The sequence below is a fragment of the Mycobacterium sp. IS-1556 genome (assembly GCF_001499985.1).
Classification (GTDB): Bacteria; Actinomycetota; Actinomycetes; order Mycobacteriales; family Mycobacteriaceae; genus Mycobacterium.
Genome location: NZ_LQIM01000004.1, coordinates 172,774 through 190,882, shown reverse-complemented (window position 1 = coordinate 190,882; position 18,109 = coordinate 172,774). Strand labels below are relative to the sequence as shown.

Here is an 18,109-nt window from a genome sequence, read left to right as displayed (position 1 = left end):
GACTCAAATCCACCTCAACACCAGAAGGAGCGAACGAAACCATAACCGCATCATGACAGCACCCACCGACAAATCCGGGTGGCTGACTGCGGGTCCGAAGGTGTCAGACGGTGGCGCTCGTGGCGATAGCCTCGGAGTTCAAGACGCTGAGGTGCTGCCAGTAGATCCAGTCCGCGATCGCGGCACGCTGGTCGGCAGCTTCTGTCGCGGTGTGCGCTTTGTGAAGCGCGAGTTGCTGGGCATGGTCGGCGTAGGCGACGAAATGCTGCAGCTGCGCCTGGCCGCGCTCCGGTGCGTTGCTGAGCAAGGGGCGAAAGACTTCGAACCACAACAGCGCGCGATTGTCGTCGGGTGGGGTGGCGTCGGTGGGCGGTGCGGGAAGAACTTCGGTGAGCCCGCTGGGGGCGATAGCAGCCAATTTCGTTGCGGCGTCGGGTGATATGACCTGCAATCGGTGACGGCCTTCCATCTGGCCGTTCTCGGGAATGTCGTCCGGACGCAGGATGATCTTGGGGGCGCCGGGATCGAAGCCCTTGAACTGGTCTTCGGTCGCGATGACGGCGCGCAGATCGGTGTCGTGGTGCTGCACCCAACCATGAAGCGCGAGAATGGGATACGTCGTCCAGGTGCCGCGTACCTTGGTGGGAATGCTCTCGTCGGCGGTGGCCATCTTGACCCGTTCGGGCAGGTTCACGCCTTCGGGGATGTAGCCGAGACCGTAATTGTTGGCGACGACGATGGTTCCGTCCTTCGCCAGTCCGGTGACCCAGAAGAAGCCCATGTCGGTGTTGCCGACGTTGAGAGCTGCGGCGATACGGTGGGCTAATTGGGTGTGGTCGCTGCTGGACCTCCGTAAGGTGGCAGCGGCGACCGCTTCGCGTTGGGCTCGGGCAGCCGAAACCGGTACCGGCGCAGGGGCTCCAACGGTGCTCGCACCCGCAGCAGCTGCGGCGGCCGGGGGTATGCCGGCGGTCGCGGGAGCGGTGGGTGCGACGGGTGCCGCGGGTGGAGGTGTCGCTGGTGGACCGAGTTGAACAGGTGGCGCGGGAGTTGGGGCGGGCGCGGTTGGCGGCGGCGCGACGGGTGCCGAGCCCCCACTGGTCGAGCCGGTGGCCGACGCGGTCTGACTGGGCTGCGTCGCTGCGGGTGCGTCGGGAAGTAGGGGAGGTGCAGGCGGTTGCGCGGTGGGAAGGGGAGCGGATGGTTGAGGCGGTGGAATAGGCGCCGCCTGCGCCGCTCGGGTCGCCGCATCGGCGATTGACCGTTGAAAGTCGCTAATCTGCGCTTGATTTGCCGCTGTCGCAGCGGGATTGACAGTGCTGGGTGTGCTGGGCGTAGTCGGTGCCGATGGCGTCGAGGGAGCGGATGGTGTCGACGGCGCAGAGCTACCGGACGATAGAGGAACCGCCGGGGTGTTGAGACGTGGAGGTGCCGGTGCACCGGAACCGCCTGGGACGCCGGGTACACCGACTAAGCCCGGGGGTGAGTTGGGATCGGACGGTGGTACTGGGTTCGAAGACAAGGGTGGTTCTTCGGCCGTATCGGACGTGCCAAGTGGGCCGCGTGTGGCTCCATTTTCGCGAGGCGGGTCGGTAAACGCGTCTTGTAGTGTTTCGTCAGCTATATCGCTAATTCCTTGTGGAGCGCCGGTCTTACCATTCCCGTTCGTGCTTTCTGAGGGAGATGGTCCGCTGGGGAGGTCCTCAGCGATTACAGGTGTTCCCTCTGGGCCCCGCCAATTGCTGACCGGTTGTACTGTCATATCGGCCGACGGCTGATCGCCGTCAGAAACGACCACGTCATCTGGAGACGAACTGGGAGTATCCGAAGTCGTGAGCGGCACACCTGAAACTTGAGAGCCAGCCATCGCGACGATCGCGATATTCTCAGCACGAATCGCGGCAATTCCCTTCTGAATTGCAGCTTCTTTGGCATCGCTCGGGATGTCTGGATGATTGCGAATCCAGTCAAGAATCTTGTTCGCAACCTCTACATTGTCGATTATCGCATTCTTGCTATGAACCGTTGCGCTGATGCAGTTTTTGAACGCTGTAGATGCGGCCTCGACTCTTCCTTTCACGGATTCGAGGTCCGCAAGCCGTCTGTCAATCGACGAGCTGGCTGAACATGCAGCCGGCCCCGACCAAGCGCCGACTCCTCCGAACATGAGTGTCTTCTCCTGTTTTATACAGTCAAGTTGGAGACTCAGCGACCTCGACACGGAATCGAACGCATCGGCACATGTGCGCAAAGAATCTTCGTCAACATCTGGCCACGCAGGCGGAGACGTCAAGCCGTATGGGTCATGTGGACGAAGTATTCCCATTGCTATGTTCCGACAGCCTTGCAAGCTTCATAGATAACCGAGCTCACTCTGTAGGCAGTGAGGTCCAGGTATTTATCGGCGGTTATGTAGGTGGGTAAGGCTTCGGCGTAGGCACGACGATATTGAGCTGCAAAGACCGCAAGATCCCTCAATGTGAGATTGGTCGTTTCTTCGCCAAGCCTCTCGAAGTCGTCGGCGGATCGGTGCATCACTGGTATGACAGCTTCGACAACTGCTCGCTGCTCGGCCGTCCAGTCGGTTGCTGGGATATCGGGGTCGATCGACTGCCAGGCTTTAGTCTGATCATTGAATCCGTTGAGGATCCGATCCCACTCGTCACAGGTGGTGTCTGCGCGCGCAAAGAGCGGTGCGGCCGCATCAGGATCGGCCAGTTTCGGCACCTCGGACGGGCTCGGGGGTGCATCTATCAGCGGGGCTCGCGCCTTCGCTGATCCGTAGTGGATGGCTGAGCACACGAAAACCACCACATTGGTCGTGGTTATAGACGCAAGAGCGAGGTGATTGTCTTCCTCTGTATACGTCGGAATTGCATCAGTGAAAGCGCGTCCGTATGCGATAAATTGTTCGTAGAGCTCTCGCATGACTCGGTGTGGTGTCTGCTTCGCTAACCGCACAGTTTGATCTGTCGCCAGCTTCAATGCGTCACCGACTTCTTCGTATTGCACTCGCAAGTCGGGCGTCCAATTTCCTTCTGGGATCGTTGCGTCGCGCCTGCTCCAACCGCGTTTTAGGACCGCGCCCAGGGCTCTATTGATAGGCATCCATGCCGCGCACGTAGGGTCCTCAGTGATGATGGTCGCTGGGCCCCTGTCGTCAGCGCTTGCTAGGCCATAAGTCTCGCCCGATGGTGATGTGTCTCCGCTGTCCCCATCATCCGAAGTCACCGAAATCGTCACTGCTGCAGTCAATCCGATAACGGCTAGGAGAGCTACTCCGCCAAGCGCCCACTTCCAGCCGTTGCTCCGCTTCTTCGGAGGTGGACCTTGCGACCATTGCTGTTGCGGCCACGGCGGCTGGTGCGGCGGACCCCACTGTCCCGGATTCCCTTGGGGCGGACCGTAATTACCCGGCGGCGGTCCTCCCGGCGGTGGATAGCTCACAGGGCGATCTCCGGTCCTCCCTCGGCCGAACGCATCTGGTTCGACGCGACTGCGTCATCCGGCGCACGCTCTCCATCATCGCCCGGTGCCGCCAGATCCTGCGGCGGTTCGGAAGTCGTTTCGGGCGTGCGCGCCTCGTCGCCCGCACGGGCAGCCTCCGACAACTGACCAGCCTGCTGCATGGCCTGTTGCATGCCCTGCGTCATTGCTTGCGGAATCGCCCCTGCCATGCCAGCCATTTGCATCGGCGCCTGCACCGCCTGCTGCGCCAACTGCATCGGCTGCTGCGCCGCGCCCTGGACCGGTGAATTTCCTGACGTGGCCCCGCCCGCCGCCGTACCCGTTGCGCGTAGCGCTGCAACCGAAACGCCGCCCGGTGAGCCACCATCGCGGCCCGTACGCGCGGCGTCATCGAGCGATTCGAGGCGCTTGAGAATTTCCTCGGCGAGTTGTGCGTCTACGGCGTCGTATGTGTTCGCGGCGTTGACCACGTTCAGCGCATACTTGGTCAATTCTTCTTTCGTGACCGGCATCTGTGCGAGCACTGGATCCACGACCTCGGTCACCTTCGCGGCGATCGCCGCGGACAAGGCGTCGCTTCCCGTCGGCCTGTACACCGCCGGAGGCTCGGGGAGCTCGGCGGCGATTCCACGCAACCGTCCACCGGCCTCGCGCACCAGGCCCGTATCGACCCGCAGAACCTCAGTCATCGTCACTCCGCACCACGCTCAGCGTCGGGCAAACCCCCTCAGGCGTCACGGAGCAAATGCTACCGGACCAGCTATATCAGCCCCGCCGGCAGTTTGACGTCGCTACCACGCGAAAGCGAGGTCTACCCAACCGCTGATCGCAGCCGCGCCGCGCGTGCCGAGTTACCTTCTGCCCCCGTTAGACGGACTGCCAACCAGTGACCACACCACCCGTACCGGCGCCCGCAGCAAAGAGAGCAGAACGAATCAACGGCCCACTGGACTAGCGTTGCCCTGTGGCCGAACCCGATCCGAAGGCGCTCGACGACCTCTTCAACCGCTTCCTTCGCACCGAAGACGACGCGCTCCGGGAAGCCCGTGAATCCGCCGACGCAGCCGGCATGCCCGCCATCGAGGTGTCTGCTCAACACGGCCGGCTCCTCTACTTGCTGACCACCCTGTCGTCAGCCACCCGCGCCTTGGAAATCGGCACCCTCGCCGGGTACAGCACCATCAACCTCGCCCGCGGCGTGGGGCCCGACGGTCACGTCGTCACCCTCGAATACGAACCCAAGCACGCCGCGATCGCGCGGGAGAACTTCATCCGAGCGGGGGTGCAAGACCGCGTCGAGATCATCGTCGGAGCGGCACTCGACACCCTGCCGACTCTCTCCGAGCGCGGCGACACCTTCGACCTCACTTTCATCGACGCCGACAAGGAAAACAACATCGCGTATGTCGAGTGGGCTATCAAGCTAGGCAAGCCGGGCTCGATCATCGTGGTGGACAACATCGCTCGCTTCGGACGCGTTCTCGATCCGGCCCCCGACGACCGTCAAGCACGGGCCGTTCGCGAAATGCTCGAGATGATGGGCAACCATCCGCAATTGGAAGTCGCCGCGATCCAGACCGTCGGCACCAAGGGCTGGGACGGCTTCGCGCTCGCCCGTATCACCGGGTAGCCCACGGCATTGCCGATTCGGCGAACTCCGCCGCCCAGTTGTGTTATCCAGAGCCCGAAGAGCTCTCCGCCCGCTGGGGGCTCGCGACGAAGGAGGCCCTCGTGGCGTCAAAGTCGTTCTCGATCGCGGTGTTCACGGGCTGCACCGCGCTCCTCCTGTCGCCAGTCGCCGGCGCGGATCGCGTTGAACCACCGCCGCTGTACGGGTACTACGACGTGTTCATCGACTTCTCGAAGCAGACGTTCAACGGTCTGCCGACGCCGATGAATTCGATAACCGTGCCTGTTCCATTCACCACCCATTGCGACGTGAACGGTTGCGTCGTGCGTTGGGACAACAACGACGACCACGCCCGCAATCCGGGCGCTCCCTTGGTTTACGAGTACAGATGGCATATCTCCCGCTGGGAAACCAGCGGGAGATATCCCTACTTCTGCAATCGGAACGATCCCAGCAGCGCCGTGCAGGCCCAACGGTCGGACTATCTCATGCCCAACCCTGACGGCAGCTTCTTCGGCGAGCGGACCTTAGTTACCGAGGGAGCTGGTTGCCCCGGTGAGGGACCAGGCACACATTGGGTGCCGATCAGGCTGACACCCATCGACCCGCCGCCGCCCGGCTGATCGGCTAGCTGCAGACTGCGCCGACCGCCGCCGAGTGCACCAGCTTGGTGTACTTCGCGAGGACACCCGTGGTGTACACCGGAGGCAACGGCTCGAAGCCGACCTTGCGCGCCTCGAATTCCTCCGGATCGACCAGCACATCCAACGTGCCGTTGCCGACGTCGAGGCGGATACGGTCGCCGTCGCGCAGGAATGCGATGGGGCCGCCGTCGACAGCCTCGGGCGCCACGTGTCCGACGCACAGTCCGGTGGTGCCGCCGGAGAATCGGCCGTCCGTCATCAGCAGCACATCCTTGCCGAGCCCGGCGCCCTTGATGGCACCGGTGATCGCCAGCATCTCGCGCATCCCGGGACCGCCTTTGGGTCCCTCGTAGCGGATCACGACGACGTCGCCGGCCTGGATCGTGCCGTCTTCCAACGCGTCCAGCGCGGCGCGCTCACGCTCGAAAACCCTTGCGGTGCCCTCGAACACGTCCGAATCGAAGCCCGCCGACTTCACGACCGCGCCTTCGGGGGCCAGCGAACCGTGCAGAATCGTGATGCCGCCGGTGGGGTGGATCGGATCGGCCAGGGCGCGTAGCACTTTGCCGTCCGGGTCAGGCGGCGCGATGTGCGCGAGATTCTCGGCCATCGTCTGACCGGTGACCGTCAGGCAATCACCATGCAGGAGACCGGCATCCAGTAGGGCCTTCATGACCACTGGCACGCCGCCGATGCGATCGACGTCGAACATGACGTGCTTGCCGAACGGCTTGACGTCGGCCAGGTGCGGAACCTTCTGCCCGACCCGCGTGAAATCGTCGAGGGTCAACTTGACGTTCGCCTCGTGGGCGATGGCGAGCAGATGCAGCACCGCATTGGTCGACCCGCCGAACGCCATCACGACGGCGATCGCGTTTTCGAACGCCTCCTTGGTCATGATGTCGCGCGCGGTGATACCGCGGCGGAGCAGATCCACGACGGCCTGGCCTGACCGGCGGGCGTACCCGTCGCGCCGGCGGTCCGTGGCCGGCGGCGCAGCCGAACCGGGCAACGACATGCCGAGCGCTTCGGCGGCCGAAGCCATCGTGTTCGCGGTGTACATGCCGCCGCAGGCGCCTTCGCCCGGGCAGATCGCCCGCTCGATGGCGTCGACGTCCTCACGGGGCATCAGGCCGCGCGCACACGCGCCGACCGCCTCGAACGCGTCGATGATCGTCACGTCCATCTCGGTGCCGTCGGACAGCTTGGCCTTGCCCGGCAGAATCGACCCGGCGTAGAGGAACACGCTGGCGAGGTCGAGGCGCGCGGCGGCCATCAACATGCCGGGCAGCGACTTGTCGCACCCCGCCAGCAGCACCGAGCCGTCCAGTCGCTCGGCCATCATCACCGTCTCGACGCTGTCGGCGATGACCTCGCGCGACACCAGAGAGAAGTGCATGCCCTCGTGGCCCATCGAGATGCCGTCGGACACCGAGATGGTGCCGAACTCCATCGGGAACCCGCCGGCCGCGTGCACGCCGTCCTTGACCGCCTTCGCGAGGCGGTCGAGCGAGAGGTTGCACGGCGTGATCTCGTTCCACGACGACCCGACACCGATCTGCGGCTTGGCGAAGTCGTCGTCCTCCATGCCTACCGCGCGCAACATCCCGCGGGCGGCGGCCTTCTCCAGGCCGTCGGTGACGTCGCGACTGCGGGGCTTGATGTCGGGCTCCGCCCGACGGCGGGCTTCGGTGTCCGGAGTCTGTGAGGGCATCAAACAAGTATGCCTTCGGCGTTTCACCCGGCCAAACCAATATCTATACCCCGGCGGGGTATGCGGTAGTCTGGGGTCATGACGTCGTTGATCGCTCGCCTCACCGCTGTCCTGACCGCCTTCGCCGCCGCGCTGCTGCTGGCCTCCTGCGGCAGCAACGCATCCAATGGTCACACCGAACACGAGCAACCCGAAGAGCCGGTGATCAGCGGGCAACCGGCCGGCTTCAACTCCGATGACGTCGCCTTCGCGACGAACATGATCCCGCACCACCAGCAGGCCGTCGAGCTCTCGGCATTGGTTCCGGAGCGCTCGACGAATCCCGAGGTGAAAGCCCTCGCCGAGCAGATCTCCGCCGCGCAGGAGCCAGAGATCCAGGCCATGAAGGTGCTGCTCGTGCAGTGGAACGAAAACCCCGACTCCGACACCGGGCACGGCGGACACGGGGGTCACGCCGCGATGCAGGGCATGGTCGACGACGCCACCATGGCCAAACTCAAGTCTCTGTCCGGTCCGGAGTTCGACACCCTGTGGCTCGAGTCGATGATCAGCCACCATCAGGGGGCGATCGAGATGGCTCGAGCCGAGCTGGCGAACGGCGAGAACGTCGACGCGAAGCGCCTGGCGCAGACGATGGTCGACACCCAGCAGGCCGAGATTGACCAGATGAACCGAATGTTGAAGGGCTGAAATGACTGCGGTGCATGGTTATTCAGAGCAGAAGGACAACTACGCCAAGCGGCTGCGTCGAATCGAGGGCCAGGTTCGCGGTATCGCGAAGATGATCGAGGACGACAAGTACTGCATCGACGTGCTCACCCAGATCAGTGCGGTCAACAGCGCGCTGCAATCGGTCGCGCTCGGCCTGCTGGACGAACACCTCGGGCACTGCGTGTCCCAAGCCGTCGCGGAGGGCGGTGAGGAGGCCGACGTGAAGCTGGCCGAGGCGTCGGCGGCCATCGCGCGTCTGGTGCGGTCCTAATGGCCCAACGCGTCGTCGATGCGCCTGACCTTCGCCGTCAGTTGATCGGTGTGGCCGGGGCGGATGTCGGCCTTGAGGACCAGGCTCACCCGGGGCGATGCCGCGGCGACCGCGTCGACGGCCCGCTTCACCACGTCCATCACCTCGTCCCAGTCGCCCTCGAGGTTGGTGAACATCGCATTGGTTTCGTTCGGCAGTCCCGAAGCGCGGACCACCTTCACCGCTTCGGCAACGGCGTCACCGACGCTCTCATCTGCGCCCATCGGGCTCACGCTGAAGGCCACAATCATTCGACCAGCCTGCCACCCGTAACGCTCAGCGCTCGCCGACGATGAACAATGCAGGTCAAGGGTGTGGACTGAGCGCTGCCCAGGTTTCGGGGCGGCCCGCACGGCGGTCGGCGCTCCGCGCGCTATGCCACACTGGTTGGAGTTCTGCGACTGGGAGGTTATGTATGCGCAGGCCAACGCGCACCCGACTGCTCACTGCCATCCTGGCGGCGGGTTTTGTCGGCGGGATGGTGCTCACCAGCCCGTCAGCCCTGGCTCAACCTGGTGTTCCGCCGCCGCCGCCGGCGCCCGTCAACCCGGCCGTAGCGCCTGCGCCGCCATCATCGAACCCGTTCTTCGGACCCCCCGACCCGCTGGCGCAGCAGCATCCGATTCCGGAGGGCACCCCGGCCGGACAGAACCCCACGCCCTATGTCGGGGCGCCGGTGTTCGCACCGCCGTCCTTCAATCCGACCGACGGGTCGATCGTCGGCGCCGCCAAGCCGATCTACATCAACTTCCAGCGGCCGATCGCCAACCGGGCGATGGCCGAGCAAGCCATCCACATCTCGTCGAACCCGCCGGTGCCGGGCCGCTTCTACTGGACCACCGACACCCAGGTGCGGTGGCGCCCGCAGGACTTCTGGCCCGCGGGCACCGTGGTGAACATCGACGCGTCCGGCACCAAGTCGAGCTTCACGGTGCCCGAGCAACTGGTCGCGACCATCGACAACAAGTCGTTGCAGATGGAGATTCACCGCAACGGCGAGCTGGTGGAGACCTTCCCGGTATCGATGGGCAAGAAGGGCCATGACACCCCCAACGGCACGTACTACGTGCTGGAGAAGTTCCCCGACATCGTGATGGACTCGTCCACCTACGGTGTGCCGGTCGACTCGCCCGAGGGCTACAAACTCAAGGTGAAGGACGCGGTCCGCATCGACAACCTCGGCACGTTCGTGCACAGCGCGCCGTGGTCGGTCGGCTCGCAGGGCGAAGAGAACGTCAGCCACGGCTGCATCAACCTGAGCCCGGCCAACGCTAAGTGGTTCTTCGACAACTTCGGCAGCGGTGACGCGGTCGTCATCAAGAACTCGACCGGGACCTACAACAAGCCCGACGGCGCGTCGGACTGGCAGATGTTCTGAGCGGTTTCGGTGCGCTACTGATCGCTGCGCGATTGGTAGCGCACCGAAACCCCTAATTCCAGATGCGTACGCGGCGTTGGGGTTCCAGGTAGAGCGCGTCGTCTGCGGTGACGCCGAACGCCTCGTAGAACGCATCCATGTTGCGGATGACGCCGTTGCACCGGAACTCCGGCGGTGAATGCGGGTCGATCGCCAGTCGCCGAATGGCCTCGGCGTCGCGGGATTTCGCCCGCCACACCTGAGCCCAGCCATAGAAAACCCGTTGTTCGCCCGTCAAACCGTCGATGACGGGCGCCTCCCGGTCACCGAGCGACAGCCGGTAGGCCAACAGCGCGATCGACAGCCCGCCGAGGTCGCCGATGTTCTCGCCGACGGTGAACGCGCCGTTCACGTGATGCCCGTTGCTCAACGCACGCGGCACGTACTCTTCGTACTGCTCGATCAACTTCTTTGTGCGGGCCCCGAACTCGGTGCGGTCCTCGTCGGTCCACCAGTCGACCAAGTTGCCGTCACCGTCGTACTTGGCGCCCTGATCGTCGAAGCCATGCCCGATCTCGTGGCCGATCACCGCGCCGATGCCGCCGTAGTTGGCGGCGTCGTCGGCGTCGGCGTCGAAGAACGGCGGCTGCAGAATCGCTGCGGGAAAGACGATCTCGTTCATACCCGGGTTGTAGTAGGCATTCACGGTCTGCGGCGTCATGAACCACTCGTCGCGGTCGACGGGTCCGCCGAGCTTGGCCATCTCGCGGTCGTACTCGAAGGCGTAGCCGCGCCGGTAGTTGCCGTACAGATCGTCGCGCTCGATCACCAGGTTCGAATAGTCGCGCCACTTCACGGGATAACCGATCTTGGGCGTGAACTTGTCGAGCTTGGCCAGCGCCTTCTCCCGTGTGGCCGGCGTCATCCAGTCCAGCGAGTTGATGCTGACGCGGTAGGCCTCGCGGATGTTGGCGACGAGTTCGTCCATCCGCTGCTTGGCGTGCGGCGGAAAATGCCGCTCGACGTAAAGCTTGCCGACCGCGTCGCCCATCAGGTTCTCCACCACCGACACCGCCCGCTTCCACCGGTCGCGGATCTGCTCGGTGCCTGACAACCGGCGGCCGTAGAACGCGAAGTCCTCGGCGATCAGGTCGTCGGTCAGCAGGAATGCGCGGGCGTGGATCACCCGCCAGCGCAGCCAGCGTTTCCAGTCCTCTAGATCCTCGCCCGACCACGCCGCAGCGAACGCGGTCAGGTAATCAGGTTGGCGGACAACGACTTCGGCGGCAATCTCGGGCGTCGTGCCGAGCGAGGTCACCCAACCGGCCCAGTCGAAGCCGGGCGCTTCGGTGGGCAGGTCGGCGAAGGCGCGCAGATTGTAGGTGAGGTCGGCGTCGCGACGCTTGACGACGTCCCAGTGCGCGGCGGCCAGCTTGGTCTCCAACGCGACGATGCGCGCCGCGGTCTCGTCGTGGTCACCGTCGCCGTAGACCAACCCGAACATCGCCGCGATGTGCCGCGGGTAGGCGGCGAGAATCTCGGCGTGCTGCTCGTCGCGGTAGTAGGACTCGTCGGGCAGGCCCAGACCGGACTGGCTGAAGTGCAGCAGGTACCGAGTGGAGTCCTTGGAGTCGGTGTCGACGTAGACGCCCGTGCCGCCGCCGATGCCGGTGCGCTGCAACGCACCCAGCACCCGGGCCAGCGCCTCGGGGGTGTCGGCTGCGTCGATCGCCGCCAACTCCTCCAGCAGCGGTTGCACACCGCGCGCGGCGACCGTCTGTTCGTCCATGAAGCTGGCGTACAGGTCGCCGATGCGCTGTTCGTCGGTGCCGCCGGAGGACGCCGCCCCGCTGCCTGATGCCGCCGCCGTGGCGGCTCCGGCGATCAAGTCGCGGACATGCTCCTCGGCGCGGTCGTAGAGCGAGCGGAACGCGCCGTCGGTGGCGCGGTCGCCCGGCATCTCGTACTCGGTCAACCAGCGGCCGTTCACATGGCCGAAGAGGTCGTCTTGGGGGCGGGCCTGGGCGTCGACGTGGCTCAGGTCGATGCCTGATCGGATTGCTTCGACAGTCACCCCACCAGGGTGCCAGAGCTTGCCGGGTACCCTCACGCGCATGCCCGACGACGAGCCCACCGCGGCCGAGGACGGTCCCGTCATCACCAGCTACGGCATCGCGTCGGCGGTGCTCGGGGTGATCGCAGTCGTCGCGGTCGCGCTCGCCGCCCTGATCTGGGTCCAGCATCGTGCCGACACCGACGAACTGCGGTATCGCGCCCGCGTCATGCAGGCCGCCGCCGACTGGACCAGCGTGCTGATCAACATGAACAAGGACACCGTGCAGTCCGACCTGGTCAAGTTGCACGAGAACACCGTCGGACAGCTCAACGCCGACTTCGACGCGGCCGTCGAGCCCTACCGCGAGCTCGTGCAGAAACTGCAGACGCAGACCACCGGTCAGATCGACTCGGTGGCCGTCGAGTCGATCCACCATCCGCAGCCGGGGCGCGACGGTGCACGACCGCCGAAACCCCAGCCCGAGGTGACCGAGTTCGCGTCGCGCACCGACACCGTGCTGGTGGTGGCGACGTCGATCAGCGAGAACGCCGGCGAGCAGAAGCCGCAGACGGTGCGCTGGACTTTGCGGCTGGACGTGTCCGACGTGGACGGCAAGCTGATGATCTCGCGGTTGGAGCCGATCCGATGAGGAACGCCTGGCGGGTCGCCGCATTCGACGTCGCCGCTCCGCTGGCCGCGGTAGCGGCGCTGGCGTACATCGGCATCGCGCTGGCCTGGCCGCTGTGGTGGGTTGCGGTGTGCTCGGTGCTGTGCCTGCTGATCGTCGAGGGTGTCGTGGTCAACGCGGTGCTGGCGCGCCGCGACGCGGTGACCGTCGGCACCGACGACGACGGTCCCGGGTTGCGTTTGGGAGTGGCCGCGGTCGCGACGGCGGCGGTGGCGGCCGCGGTGCTCGTCGGCTACCTGCATTGGACGGTGCCGGACCGCACGCTGCGCAAAGACAGCACTGAGGTGGTGGGCATCGCCAGCAGTGTCGCCGAGGCCTCCGCGTCGTTCACCCCGCAGAGCCCCACCGCGTCGATCGACCGGGCGGCGGCGATGATGTCGCCGGAACGCGCCGATGCTTTCAAGAACGAATTCTCGTCGGTGGCAGAGGATTTGACGAGCCGCAACGTCTCCGCGCAGGCGAGCACGGTGTCCGCGGGCGTCGAGGCGATCGGACCGAACGCCGCCAGCGTCGCGGTGGTCCTGCACGCCACGCAGAACTCGCCGGGCAAGCCGACCGACACCGCAGTCCTGGCGTTGCGGGTGGCGTTGTCGAAAAAAGACGGCCGATGGTTGGTCGACGACGTGTCGCCGATCCACTCCCGCTAACCGAGCAGGCGGGCGTGATCGACCTTGATGCAGCGGTCCATCACCACCCGCAGCCCTGCGGCGGCGCCGTCACGGGCGACCTGCTCGTCCCACAGCCCCAGCTGTAGCCACAGCACCTTGGCGCCGACGGCGACGGTGTCGGCGAGGACCGCGGGCAGGTGTTCGCGTCGGCGGAACACGTCCACGAGATCGGGCACGACGGGAAGATCGGCCAACGACGGATAGACCGGTGTGCCGTCGATCTCGCCGACCGTCGGATTCACCAGATACAACTCGTAATCGGTGGCCGCCTTGAGATACGTCCAGATCTCGTGGCTGGCGCGGTCGGGGTTGGGCGATGCGCCGACGATCGCCACCGTGCGGGTTTCCCGCAGTATCTGCTCGAGGTCCATTCCCGGCGTATACCCAGCGACCGGCGTCAGCCGTTGGACCGGTTCGACCGCATCCGGGCGAACCGTTCGGACAGCCGCTTCATGCGCACCATCAACGCCGCCGACGGGCTGGTCTTGCCGCTGAGGAAGGCCGCGAAGTCGGCGGCGGGCACACCGATCCGCGACGCGAATTCCTGCGGCGCAAGTCCGGAGTGCTCCAGTAGTGCGCGGATGTGGCGGGCCACCTCCTGACGCTCGTTGGCCTCCAGGTGTTCGCGGGTTCGGGTGAGCACCTCGGCGAGCGCCTTGGACACGCCGTACGGCCGTGCGGTCTCGAGGACCTCCTCGACCTGGCGGGCGGTCCGACCGAACGGGTCCCGCTTGATCGCCGCGACGATGCGCTGCCAGACGGCGAGATCGTCGGTCTCCAGCGCCGCGCGGATCGCAGCGGTAGGCCAGAACTCGACGGGCCGCTCTCCGGCCGCCGGCTTAGGCGCGGGCGGTGCCGGGCGCTGTTCGGGGGAGACACCCCCGCGGCGGCGGGTATCCCGGATGTCGGGAGTCACCGTCACCTCGCCTCCTCCAGCATCGCGACCGCCACCGAAAGGCAACGCTCTCTGACCTTGGCCCACTCCGCCTCCGCCTCGGGGCCCGACATCCGGGTGTCGTGCTCGTCGGAAGGCGCAGGGTCGGCCAGTCGGCGCACCAGCTGGGTCGCCACCCATTGTTTTCTCGACTGATGACCACAGTAGTACCGGTCCATCGCGGTCAACACTTCTGCCGCGGTGTGCGTCTCCATGCACTCGACGAGATCGGCGAACTCCGCGTAGTCGCGGGTGGTGTTCCGGCACATGATGAGGTAGCTCTTGAGCCGCAACGTCTCCGCGCCGGTCGGGATCTGAAGCCGGTCACCGGTCGGCAGCTGGACGTTGGTGGTCTCCATCGGACTGCGCCGCTCCATCGGCGCGCCCTCGCAGTCCGACGCGGTCGCCAGCGCGTCGAGGGCGACCGACAGTCGGCCCCCCCACATCGTCACCGGATGCACCGGCGGCGCGGCCGTGGCCAGCGCGGTGCCGTTGCGGCCGTGGCGGTGGCCGCCGTTGAGCCGCTCGGCGCTGCGCATCTTCGTGGCCGTGCCAGTCCCGCCGCAGCCGCTGAAAGCCAGCGGATCGGTGACCGTGACAGCCTGCGGCGCAAGGGTTTTCAACTTGGCCGCCGACTTGACGACCATGCGTAGCTCGGAGCCGGTCGGGCCCAGCGACGAGAGGTCGTCGGGGATGATGATCAAGTCGGGGGTGTCCACCTTGGGCAGCGGCTTCTCGAAATCCACCGACGGCAGGATGCGCACCAGCCAGCGCGGCAGCCACCAGTTCCACTCGTCGAACATCGCCATCAGCGCGGGCACCAGTACCAACCGCACCACCGTCGCGTCCACCGCGATCGCCACCGCACACGCCACGCCCAACTGCGCCACCAGCGGCATACCCGCGAACGCGAATCCGATGAACACCGCGATCATGATCAGCGCCGCGCTGGTGATCGTTCTGGCGCTGGTGCTCACGCCGTAGGCCACCGCATCGCGGGTGTTGCGCGTCAGCAGGAACCGTTCCCGGATGCGGGTCAGCAGGAAGATCTCGTAGTCCATGGACAAGCCGAACGTCATCGCCAGCACCAGGGGCGGAATGGTGCTGTCCAGCGACGAGATCCGCTCGAAGCCGAGGTCCTCCAGCCAGCCCCACTGGAACACGACGACCAGGCTGCCGTAGGCGGCCGCCACCGACAACACGGTCATCAGGACGCCCTTGAACGCCAGCACCACCGACCGGATCGCGACGAGCAGCATGAGGAACGCGATCAACGCCACGAAGACGAACACCAGCGGCTGAGTGGCGGACACCCGGTCGTCGAAGTCCTTGATCAGGGCCGTCGGCCCGCCGACGTCGACCTGCACGTCCTCGACGCCGGAAACCTTCGGCAATTCGGCGCGCAGCCAGTCGACGGTTTCGCGCGCGCCCATGTCCTCGGGGTCGACCGACAGCACCGCCGACAGCAATGCGTGCCGGTTGTCCTCGCCGAACGAGGGAGGGCTGACCGACACCACGTTGGGGCCTTGTGCCATGCGCTGGCGAAGCGCGTCAAGCAGCGGTTCCTTACCCGGCGCCGACGCGGCGTCGCCTTCCGGGAACGTCACCAACACACGAACCGGGCCGAGCGCACCGGGACCGAGCGCCTCGGCCGCTGCGTTGACCCCGCCGCGAATCTCGTGGGTCGGCTCGAACTGACGCTGCATGCTGTTGCCGAGCATCATCGAAAACGCCGGCGCGGCCAGCGCCACCAGCAGCGCCGCGGCGGCCAGCGCCGACAACCACGGTCGCCGCATCACCCACCCGGTCCACCGGGTCCAGAACCGCGACTGGGTGCTTTCCGATCGTCTCGACCAGTGCAGATACGACGAGCGTTTGGCCGCCGCCCGCCCGAACGTCGCCAGCACCGCCGGCGTGAGCGTGGTGGAGGTGAGCACCGCCACCGCGACGGCGAGGATGGCACCGGTGGCCATCGACACCAGCACCGGAGTCTGGATCAGGTAGATCCCGGTCACCGAGGCGATCACGGTCACCCCGGACAGCACCACCGCCAGGCCGGACGTCGCCATCGCGGCGTCGGCGGCCTGCTCCGGGTCGCGCCCGGCGCGCAGTTCCTCACGGAACCGCATGAGGATGAACAGGGAGTAGTCGATGGCCAGGGCGATGCCGAACATCGACACGGTCGACGTCACGAACACCGACATCGACGTGACCATCGACAGCAGATAGACGATGCCCATGGTCACCGCGACCGTGCAGACGCCGAGCACCAGTGGTACGGCCGCCGCCGCCAGCGAACCGAACACCGCCAGCAGGACGATCAGGACGATCGGAAGGTTCCACCGCTCCGCCTGGGCGATGTCGTGTTTGGTGGCCTGGGTGGCCGCCGCACCCAGCGCTCCCTGGCCGATGACGTACAGCTTGACCTTGCCGTTCTCGATCTCGCCGGGATCCTCGCCGTCGATGCCGACCTTTTGGCGCAAGCGTTTGGCGACGTCGACCGCCCCGGTGTTGTTGAAGTCCAGCTGCAGCGTGATGACGTAGGGCCGGTCGGGTTGGGGCGGCGGCTGTTGCCGATTGGGCACGATCTTGACGCTGGGCACCTCGGCGGCGAGGCGTTCGAGGTGGGCGACGGCGGCGTTCATGTCCTCGAACGAGGCGTCGGCGCGCGGCGCGGCGACCAGTGCCAGCGGGGAGGCGCCCTGGTCGGGGAAGTACTCCTCGAGTTCGCGCTGCACCCGCAGCGACTGCGAACCTTCGACTTCGAAGCCGCCGCCCGTGAGGTGGCCGGATTGGTTGAGCGCGAGCCAGATCGACGGGGCCAGAAGGAGCAGCCATACGGCGAACACCGCCCAGCGATATCTGCGCAGGCTGCCACTCAAGCGCATCATGAACTGCTGGATTGGAAACCCCCGCTTTCTCCCCGGCGTTTCGTAGCCGAAGCGTACAACAGTGTGCGGTAAGGTGCCGCGTCCTTCAGTGGTCCCCGAGCAATCTGCCAGCAACGCCGCGAGCTGCTCTAATCCAATTCTCGCGAACGGGCCGCAAGCCGTTACCGCGAGGCCTCGACCCCCTGGGTCCCGCGGGGTCCTCGCGCGTCTTGCCCGCGGAATTGGCGGGGGCAGCGGACCGGGTGGCAGGATGTCAGGCGGCCGTTTTCGGCGTCGGGGACTGATTGCCGTCCATCGAGAGTGTTTGCGGATCGTTCGAGATGTCTCGAAATGTCGATGCCGTCCGCAAACCGTAAGGAGTTGTCCATGAAAACGACCACCGGGCTGATACGTCGCGGGCTTTTCGGTGTCCTTGCTGCCTGCGCTGCCGGCGGCGCCGTGGTGGCCGCGCTGGTGACGCCGGCGGCGCCATTGATGCCGTCCGCGACCGCCGCGCAGGACCCGTGTGCGGCCAGCGAGCTGGCCAGGACGATCGGTGAGGTCGCCACGTCGACCGGCGAGTACCTCGAAGAGCACCCACAGACGAACCAGGCCCTGACGACGATCAGCAAGCAGCAGGCCGGGCCGCAGTCGCTGGCCGCGGTGAAGACGTATTTCGATGCCAACCCGAAAGTGGCCAAGGACATGCAGCAGTTGCAGCAGCCGCTGGCGAGCCTGTCCGGTAAGTGCAAACTGCCGTTCACGCTGCCTCAGGTGGTGGGTCTGTTGCAGGCCGCGCAGCAGGGCGGCGGCCTGCCGGCGAGTTTGCCGGCGCAGGCGCCCGCCGCCCAGAGCGCGGGCCTTCCCGCAGCGGGCGCCACGGCGCACATGCCCGCGGCGGCGCCGGTCTCGCAGGGCACCGCAGCGACGCCGGGATCGGCCATCGCCGGTCTGCCCTGAGCCAACCCGGCGCGCAATACTCCGCAACGAGCCTTCTGAGCTGCGGATTCGGAGTTTCTAGGGATTCGTTGACCGCAAGGCGAGAAAGTCCGCCGACAT

18 protein-coding genes are annotated in these 18,109 nt (G+C 66.0%); 9 read left to right on the top strand and 9 right to left on the bottom strand.

What is annotated here, in order from left to right:
- Positions 1 to 103 precede the first annotated feature (103 nt).
- The gene (locus tag AU187_RS05720) at positions 104 to 781 is read right to left on the bottom strand and encodes an EspK C-terminal domain-containing protein (RefSeq protein ID WP_059099204.1); all 678 of its coding nucleotides are present in this window, start codon (positions 779 to 781) and stop codon (positions 104 to 106) included.
- Positions 782 to 987: 206 nt separating this feature from the next.
- Here AU187_RS05720 and AU187_RS25385 point away from each other — a divergent pair, with 206 nt between their 5' ends.
- A complete protein-coding gene (locus tag AU187_RS25385; RefSeq protein WP_156425580.1) occupies positions 988 to 1,221 on the top strand; it encodes a hypothetical protein in 234 nt (77 codons plus the stop codon).
- 1,107 nt (positions 1,222 to 2,328) lie between these two features.
- Here the strand turns inward: AU187_RS25385 and AU187_RS05715 are convergent.
- Both AU187_RS05715 and AU187_RS25875 read right to left on the bottom strand, forming a co-directional pair.
- On the bottom strand, positions 2,329 to 3,231 hold the full coding sequence (locus AU187_RS05715; protein WP_502687736.1) for an ESX-1 system-associated protein: 903 nt from the start codon (positions 3,229 to 3,231) through the stop codon (positions 2,329 to 2,331).
- A 212-nt stretch (positions 3,232 to 3,443) separates the two neighbouring features.
- Entirely contained in the window at positions 3,444 to 4,157 is a 714-nt protein-coding gene (locus AU187_RS25875; protein ID WP_231740295.1) for a type VII secretion target, read from the bottom strand.
- Between the two features lie 275 nt (positions 4,158 to 4,432).
- On the opposite strand from AU187_RS25875, the gene AU187_RS05705 reads away from it, so the two are divergent.
- Together AU187_RS05705 and AU187_RS05700 are read left to right on the top strand one after the other, a co-directional pair.
- Positions 4,433 to 5,098, top strand: coding sequence for an O-methyltransferase (locus AU187_RS05705; RefSeq protein ID WP_059099207.1), 666 nt, complete (start codon positions 4,433 to 4,435; stop codon positions 5,096 to 5,098).
- Positions 5,099 to 5,199: 101 nt separating this feature from the next.
- Entirely contained in the window at positions 5,200 to 5,721 is a 522-nt protein-coding gene (locus tag AU187_RS05700; RefSeq protein ID WP_059099208.1) for an MBOE_33420 family protein, read from the top strand.
- 4 nt (positions 5,722 to 5,725) lie between these two features.
- On the opposite strand, the gene ilvD is transcribed toward AU187_RS05700, so the two are convergent.
- Positions 5,726 to 7,456 (bottom strand): dihydroxy-acid dehydratase, encoded by a 1,731-nt coding sequence (gene ilvD / locus AU187_RS05695; protein ID WP_059156999.1) that lies wholly within the window; start codon positions 7,454 to 7,456, stop codon positions 5,726 to 5,728.
- Between the two features lie 78 nt (positions 7,457 to 7,534).
- Here ilvD and AU187_RS05690 point away from each other — a divergent pair, with 78 nt between their 5' ends.
- Together AU187_RS05690 and ricR are read left to right on the top strand one after the other, a co-directional pair.
- Positions 7,535 to 8,146 (top strand): DUF305 domain-containing protein, encoded by a 612-nt coding sequence (locus tag AU187_RS05690; RefSeq protein ID WP_059100809.1) that lies wholly within the window; start codon positions 7,535 to 7,537, stop codon positions 8,144 to 8,146.
- 1 nt (position 8,147) lies between these two features.
- Entirely contained in the window at positions 8,148 to 8,438 is a 291-nt protein-coding gene (gene ricR / locus AU187_RS05685; protein WP_059100810.1) for a copper-sensing transcriptional repressor RicR, read from the top strand.
- On the opposite strand, the gene AU187_RS05680 is transcribed toward ricR, so the two are convergent.
- Positions 8,435 to 8,728 (bottom strand): MTH1187 family thiamine-binding protein, encoded by a 294-nt coding sequence (locus AU187_RS05680; RefSeq protein WP_059100811.1) that lies wholly within the window; start codon positions 8,726 to 8,728, stop codon positions 8,435 to 8,437. The genes ricR and AU187_RS05680 overlap by 4 nt on opposite strands.
- Before the next feature lie 164 nt (positions 8,729 to 8,892).
- Here AU187_RS05680 and AU187_RS05675 point away from each other — a divergent pair, with 164 nt between their 5' ends.
- Entirely contained in the window at positions 8,893 to 9,855 is a 963-nt protein-coding gene (locus AU187_RS05675; RefSeq protein ID WP_059156998.1) for a L,D-transpeptidase, read from the top strand.
- A gap of 52 nt (positions 9,856 to 9,907) precedes the next feature.
- On the opposite strand, the gene AU187_RS05670 is transcribed toward AU187_RS05675, so the two are convergent.
- Positions 9,908 to 11,950 carry a M13 family metallopeptidase gene (locus tag AU187_RS05670; protein WP_156425596.1) on the bottom strand — a complete coding sequence of 681 codons (2,043 nt, stop codon included), beginning with the start codon at positions 11,948 to 11,950 and terminating at the stop codon, positions 9,908 to 9,910.
- Here AU187_RS05670 and AU187_RS05665 point away from each other — a divergent pair.
- Both AU187_RS05665 and AU187_RS05660 read left to right on the top strand, forming a co-directional pair.
- Entirely contained in the window at positions 11,949 to 12,539 is a 591-nt protein-coding gene (locus tag AU187_RS05665) for an Rv1363c family protein (RefSeq protein WP_059098817.1), read from the top strand. The genes AU187_RS05670 and AU187_RS05665 overlap by 2 nt on opposite strands.
- Entirely contained in the window at positions 12,536 to 13,225 is a 690-nt protein-coding gene (locus AU187_RS05660; protein ID WP_059098793.1) for a hypothetical protein, read from the top strand. Before AU187_RS05665 ends, AU187_RS05660 begins: the two co-directional genes overlap by 4 nt.
- On the opposite strand, the gene AU187_RS05655 is transcribed toward AU187_RS05660, so the two are convergent.
- From AU187_RS05655 to AU187_RS05645, 3 genes are read right to left on the bottom strand one after another with little or no spacing between them, the layout of a single operon-like run.
- Positions 13,222 to 13,617 (bottom strand): CoA-binding protein, encoded by a 396-nt coding sequence (locus tag AU187_RS05655; protein WP_059098792.1) that lies wholly within the window; start codon positions 13,615 to 13,617, stop codon positions 13,222 to 13,224. The genes AU187_RS05660 and AU187_RS05655 overlap by 4 nt on opposite strands.
- 26 nt (positions 13,618 to 13,643) lie before the next feature.
- Entirely contained in the window at positions 13,644 to 14,168 is a 525-nt protein-coding gene (locus tag AU187_RS05650) for a hypothetical protein (RefSeq protein ID WP_059098791.1), read from the bottom strand.
- Positions 14,165 to 17,071 carry an MMPL family transporter gene (locus AU187_RS05645; protein WP_059098790.1) on the bottom strand — a complete coding sequence of 969 codons (2,907 nt, stop codon included), beginning with the start codon at positions 17,069 to 17,071 and terminating at the stop codon, positions 14,165 to 14,167. The genes AU187_RS05650 and AU187_RS05645 overlap by 4 nt, the downstream gene beginning before the upstream one ends.
- A 366-nt stretch (positions 17,072 to 17,437) precedes the next feature.
- On the opposite strand from AU187_RS05645, the gene AU187_RS05640 reads away from it, so the two are divergent.
- Positions 17,438 to 18,010 (top strand): hemophore, encoded by a 573-nt coding sequence (locus AU187_RS05640; protein WP_059098789.1) that lies wholly within the window; start codon positions 17,438 to 17,440, stop codon positions 18,008 to 18,010.
- Positions 18,011 to 18,109: the final 99 nt, after the last annotated feature.

Excerpts from the sequence above, each read along its gene's own strand:
- AU187_RS05640 (WP_059098789.1), top strand. The coding sequence starts at position 17,438 with ATGAAAACGACCACCGGGCTGATACGTCGCGGGCTTTTCGGTGTCCTT.
- ricR (WP_059100810.1), top strand. The coding sequence starts at position 8,148 with ATGACTGCGGTGCATGGTTATTCAGAGCAGAAGGACAACTACGCCAAG.
- AU187_RS05660 (WP_059098793.1), top strand. The coding sequence starts at position 12,536 with ATGAGGAACGCCTGGCGGGTCGCCGCATTCGACGTCGCCGCTCCGCTG.
- AU187_RS05680 (WP_059100811.1), bottom strand. The coding sequence starts at position 8,728 with ATGATTGTGGCCTTCAGCGTGAGCCCGATGGGCGCAGATGAGAGCGTC.
- AU187_RS25875 (WP_231740295.1), bottom strand. The coding sequence starts at position 4,157 with ATGACTGAGGTTCTGCGGGTCGATACGGGCCTGGTGCGCGAGGCCGGT.
- AU187_RS05665 (WP_059098817.1), top strand. The coding sequence starts at position 11,949 with ATGCCCGACGACGAGCCCACCGCGGCCGAGGACGGTCCCGTCATCACC.
- AU187_RS05690 (WP_059100809.1), top strand. The coding sequence starts at position 7,535 with ATGACGTCGTTGATCGCTCGCCTCACCGCTGTCCTGACCGCCTTCGCC.
- AU187_RS05675 (WP_059156998.1), top strand. The coding sequence starts at position 8,893 with ATGCGCAGGCCAACGCGCACCCGACTGCTCACTGCCATCCTGGCGGCG.
- AU187_RS05720 (WP_059099204.1), bottom strand. The coding sequence starts at position 781 with ATGGGCTTCTTCTGGGTCACCGGACTGGCGAAGGACGGAACCATCGTC.
- AU187_RS05645 (WP_059098790.1), bottom strand. The coding sequence starts at position 17,071 with ATGATGCGCTTGAGTGGCAGCCTGCGCAGATATCGCTGGGCGGTGTTC.
- ilvD (WP_059156999.1), bottom strand. The coding sequence starts at position 7,456 with ATGCCCTCACAGACTCCGGACACCGAAGCCCGCCGTCGGGCGGAGCCC.
- AU187_RS05670 (WP_156425596.1), bottom strand. The coding sequence starts at position 11,950 with ATGCGCGTGAGGGTACCCGGCAAGCTCTGGCACCCTGGTGGGGTGACT.
- AU187_RS05655 (WP_059098792.1), bottom strand. The coding sequence starts at position 13,617 with ATGGACCTCGAGCAGATACTGCGGGAAACCCGCACGGTGGCGATCGTC.